A 4,750-nucleotide genomic window follows, 5' to 3' on the forward strand; every position below is an offset into this window, starting at 1 on the left:
GTACAGCCAAGATCGCGGTCGATTTTTTTGTTGATTGACGCGTCAATAAAAAATAATCCTGTTTTCTCAAAGGATCATCGCGAGATGCCGAAAGTCGGAATGGAACCGCTGCGCCGCAAGGCGCTGATCGACGCGACGATCTCGGCGATCGGCGAGCGCGGCTCGCTCGACGTCACCATGTCCGAGATCGCCGGACGCGCCGGGGTTTCGTCGGCTCTTGCCCATCACTATTTCGGCGCCAAGGACGAGTTGTTGCTGGCGACGATGCGGCACATCCTGGCCGAACTGACCATCGACATGCGACGCGCCCTTCAATCGGCTGGTACCGCGCGCCAGCGCGTTTCGGCGGTGGTCACCGTCAACTTCTCCGACATCCAGTTCCAGCCGGAAACCATCGCCGCCTGGCTCGCCTTCTATGTCGAGGCGCAGAAATCATCGGCCTTGCGCCGGCTGCTCAGGGTCTATGCGCGGCGGCTGCACTCGAACCTGATGAGCGGGCTTGTCGGCATCCTGCCCAGGGCCGAGGCCGACCGCGCCGCCGAAGCGACCGCGGCGATGATCGACGGGCTCTACATCAGGCGGGCGCTGAAAGACGGCGTGCCTGATGCCGCGACCGCAATCGCGCTGGTCGAGGACTATCTCGAAACAAAACTCGGCGAGCGGCGCAAACAGTGACAACGAAGCGACCCAATTTTCTGATCGTCATGGTCGACCAGCTCAACGGAACCTTGTTTCCGGACGGCCCGGCGGATTTTCTGCACACACCGCATCTGAAAGCGTTGGCTGCGCGATCGGCGCGCTTTGCCAACAACTACACGGCCTCGCCGCTCTGCGCACCAGGCCGTGCCTCGTTCATGAGCGGGCAATTGCCGTCGCGCACCGGCGTCTACGACAATGCCGCCGAATTCGCCTCGTCGATCCCGACCTTCGCCCATCATCTGCGCGCTGCCGGCTACTACACCTGCCTGTCGGGCAAGATGCATTTCGTCGGGCCGGACCAACTGCACGGTTTCGAGGAACGGCTGACGACCGACATCTACCCTGCCGATTTCGGCTGGACGCCGGACTACCGCAAGCCCGGCGAGCGTATCGATTGGTGGTATCACAATCTGGGCTCGGTGACCGGCGCCGGCGTTGCCGAGATCACCAACCAGATGGAGTATGACGACGAGGTCGTGTTCCTAGCCACACAGAAGCTCTATCAGCTTTCGCGCGAACAGGACGATGCGAGCCATCGGCCATGGTGCCTCACCGTCTCGCTGTCGCACCCGCATGATCCCTATGTCGCGCGCAAGCAGTATTGGGATCTCTATGAGCATTGCCAGGCGTTGAACCCGGAAACCGGGTTCATCGCGCATGACGAGCAGGATGCGCATTCCCGGCGGCTGTACCACGCCAGCGACTATCCTTCCTTCGAGATCACGCCGGAACAGGTGCGTCGTTCGCGGCAGGGCTATTTCGCCAACATCTCCTATGTCGACGACAAGCTGGGCGAGATCCTGGATGTTCTCGAGCGCACCCGCATGGCCGACGACACCATCATCCTGTTCTGCTCGGACCACGGCGACATGCTCGGCGAGCGCGGCCTATGGTTCAAGATGAGCTTCTTCGAGGGCTCGGCGCGGGTGCCGCTGGTGATTGCCGGCAAGGGCGTTCACGCCGGGCTGATCGAGACGCCGGTTTCCAATCTTGACGTGGCGCCGACGCTTTGCGACCTCGCCGGCATCGACATCGCTGCAATCGCGCCGTGGACCGACGGCCAGTCGCTGCTGCCGCTCACCAAGGGGTTTGAGCGCACCGCGCCGGTGCTGATGGAATATGCGGCCGAAGGGTCCAACGCGCCCTTGGTGGCGATCCGCGACGGCAGATACAAATTCGTCCATTGCGAACTCGATCCGCCGCAACTGTTCGATCTCGAAGCCGATCCGCTCGAACGGGACAATCTGGTCGATGACGCGGCCAATGCGGGCCTGGTGGCGGCATTCATGGACAAGGTCCAGTCGCGCTGGGACATGGCCGGCTTCGACGCCGCTGTCCGCGAAAGCCAGGCGCGCCGCTGGGTCGTCTATCCGGCGCTGCGCAACGGCGCCTATTACCCCTGGGATTTCCAGCCGCTGCAAAAAGCGTCCGAGCGCTACATGCGCAATCACATGAACCTCGACAATCTCGAAGAGAGCAAAAGGTATCCGCGAGGCGAATGATGTCAGACCTTCTCGTCCCCTCCCTCGACCACCTCAAGCAGGCCTACGCCGTCACCTCCAGGGCGACGCAGATCACACCGCTGCTGGAATCGGCGGTACTGGCCCGCGAGACGGGTGCGGCCCGCGTCTTCATCAAGCCGGAATCGCTGCAATGGGCCGGATCGTTCAAGGTGCGCGGCGCCTATTGGCGCCTGAAGCAGCTTTCCACTGAAGAGGCCAGGAAAGGCGTCGTCGCCTACTCCTCCGGCAATTTCGCGCAAGGGCTGGCGGCTGCCGGCCAGGCGCTCGGCATTCCCGTCACCATCGTCATGCCGATCGACGCACCGACCGCCAAGCGTGATGCTACGGCCGGCTATGGCGCCCGCGTCGTGCTGACCGACCATGGCGAACGCGCGCGTGAGGAAGTCGCCGCCGCCAAGGCACGCGAGATCGCCGAGACCGAAGGCTTGGCCCTGCTGCATCCATTTGACGATCCGGAGATCGTTGCCGGCCAGGCGGGCGCCGGCCTCGAAGCGCTTGACCAACTCGAAGCCAAAGGCGCCAGCGCCGATCTTTTGTTCTGCTCGGTCGGTGGCGGTGGGCTGATCGGCGGCGTTTCGCTCGCCTTCCACTATCTGTCGCCCGCCACTGAGATCATCGGCGTCGAATCTGAAGGTTTCGACGGCATGGGCTCGTCGCTGGCACATGGCAGCATCGAGACGATGCCGATCGGGCCGAAGTCGATCTGCGACGGGCTGATGTCGCGACGGCCGGGCGACGCGCCTTTCGCGGCAGTCAAGACCGCCGGTGTTCGCGGCATCACCGTCGACGACCAATCGGTGCGCAGCGCCATGCGGATCGCCTTCGAGCGCATGAAGCTGGTGCTCGAGCCCTCGGGGGCCGCCTCGCTCGCCGCACTGCTCGGCGGCAAGGTGGATGTGAGGGGCAAGACCGCCTTTGTTGTGGCTACCGGCGGCAATGTCTCGCTCGCCGATTTCATGGCGCATATGAACGATGCTTGAAGCAGATTTCGTCATCATCGGCTCCGGCTCGGCCGGCTCGGCCATGGCCTATCGCCTGTCTGAAGACGGCAAGCATTCGGTCATCGTCATCGAATTCGGCGGCAGCGATATCGGGCCGCTGATCCAGATGCCGTCGGCGCTTTCGATCCCGCTCAACATGAGCCTCTATGACTGGGGCTTTGCCAGCGAGCCGGAGCCGCATCTCGGCGGCCGTGTGCTGGCGACACCGCGCGGCAAGGTGATCGGCGGCTCGTCCTCGATCAACGGTATGGTCTATGTGCGCGGCCACGCCCGCGATTTCGACCATTGGGCCGAAGAGGGTGCGGCCGGCTGGGGCTTCGCCGACGTGCTCCCCTATTTCAAGCGTATGGAAGATTCGGACGGCGGCGAGGATGGCTGGCGCGGCCACGGCGGGCCGCTGCATGTGCAGCGCGGCTCGCGTAAAAATCCGCTCTATGGCGCCTTTGTCGAGGCTGGTCGCCAGGCCGGGTTCGAACTGACCGACGACTACAATGGTTCCAAGCAGGAAGGGTTTGGGCCGATGGAGCAGACCATCAGCGGCGGCCGCCGCTGGTCGGCGGCATCAGCCTATCTGAAGCCGGCGCTGAAGCGCAAAAATGTGAGTCTGGTCAAGGGCTTTGCGCGGCGCGTGATCATCGAGAATCAACGCGCCATCGGCGTCGAGATCGAAGCTCACAAACAGATTCAGGTCGTTAAGGCGCGACGTGAGGTGATCGTCGCCGCATCGTCGATCAATTCGCCCAAGATACTGATGCTGTCCGGCATCGGCCCGGCCGAGCATTTGCGCGCAAACGGCATTCCGGTGGTGGCCGACCGGCCCGGTGTCGGCCGCAATCTGCAGGATCATATGGAGCTCTACATCCAGCAGGAATCATTGCTGCCGATCACGCTCAATTCGGTGCTGAACCCGTTCTCGAAAGCACTCATCGGAGCGCAGTGGTTGTTCCTCAAGACCGGGCTTGGCGCCACCAACCACTTCGAAGCGGCAGCCTTCGTGCGCTCGCGCGCCGGCGTCGACTACCCCGATATCCAGTACCATTTCATCCCGGCGGCAGTCCGCTATGACGGCAAGGCGGCTGCGAAATCGCACGGCTTCCAGGCGCATGTCGGACCGATGCGCTCGAAGTCGCGCGGTTCGGTGACGCTGCGTTCGCCGGACCCGAAATCCAAGCCGGTGATCCGCTTCAACTACATGTCGCATCCAGACGATTGGGCCGAGTTCCGCCACTGCATCAGGCTGACGCGCGAGATCTTCGGGCAGTCGGCGTTCGACCCCTATCGGGGCAAGGAAATCTCGCCGGGCAGCCACATGCAGTCGGACGACGAGCTCGACATCTTCATCCGCGATCATGCCGAGAGCGCCTACCATCCTTGCGGCACTTGCAAGATGGGCCGCGCCGACGACATGATGAGCGTCGTCGATCCGGAATGCCGGGTCATTGGCGTCGAAGGGTGGCGAGTCGCCGATGCCTCGAGCTTCCTGCGCGTCACCAACGGCAATCGCAATGCGCCATCGATCACGACCGG

General features: G+C 63.4%; 4 protein-coding genes. All 4 read left to right on the top strand.

Annotated features, from left to right (window positions below; genetic code table 11):
- Positions 1 to 84 precede the first annotated feature (84 nt).
- A complete protein-coding gene (gene betI, locus EN964_RS25035) occupies positions 85 to 675 on the top strand; it encodes a transcriptional regulator BetI (protein WP_127267967.1) in 591 nt (196 codons plus the stop codon).
- Positions 672 to 2,201: a choline-sulfatase gene (gene betC / locus EN964_RS25040; protein ID WP_127267968.1), complete on the top strand. Its 1,530-nt coding sequence runs from the start codon at positions 672 to 674 to the stop codon at positions 2,199 to 2,201. The genes betI and betC overlap by 4 nt, the downstream gene beginning before the upstream one ends.
- Positions 2,201 to 3,202, top strand: coding sequence for a threonine/serine dehydratase (locus EN964_RS25045; RefSeq protein WP_127267969.1), 1,002 nt, complete (start codon positions 2,201 to 2,203; stop codon positions 3,200 to 3,202). Before betC ends, EN964_RS25045 begins: the two co-directional genes overlap by 1 nt.
- Positions 3,195 to 4,750 (top strand): choline dehydrogenase (gene betA / locus EN964_RS25050; protein WP_127276845.1); only part of this gene is annotated, 1,556 nt, incomplete at its 3' end. The genes EN964_RS25045 and betA, both read left to right, overlap by 8 nt.

The sequence above is a fragment of the Mesorhizobium sp. M7A.F.Ca.CA.001.10.2.1 genome (genome assembly GCF_003998575.1).
Classification (GTDB): Bacteria; Pseudomonadota; Alphaproteobacteria; order Rhizobiales; family Rhizobiaceae; genus Mesorhizobium.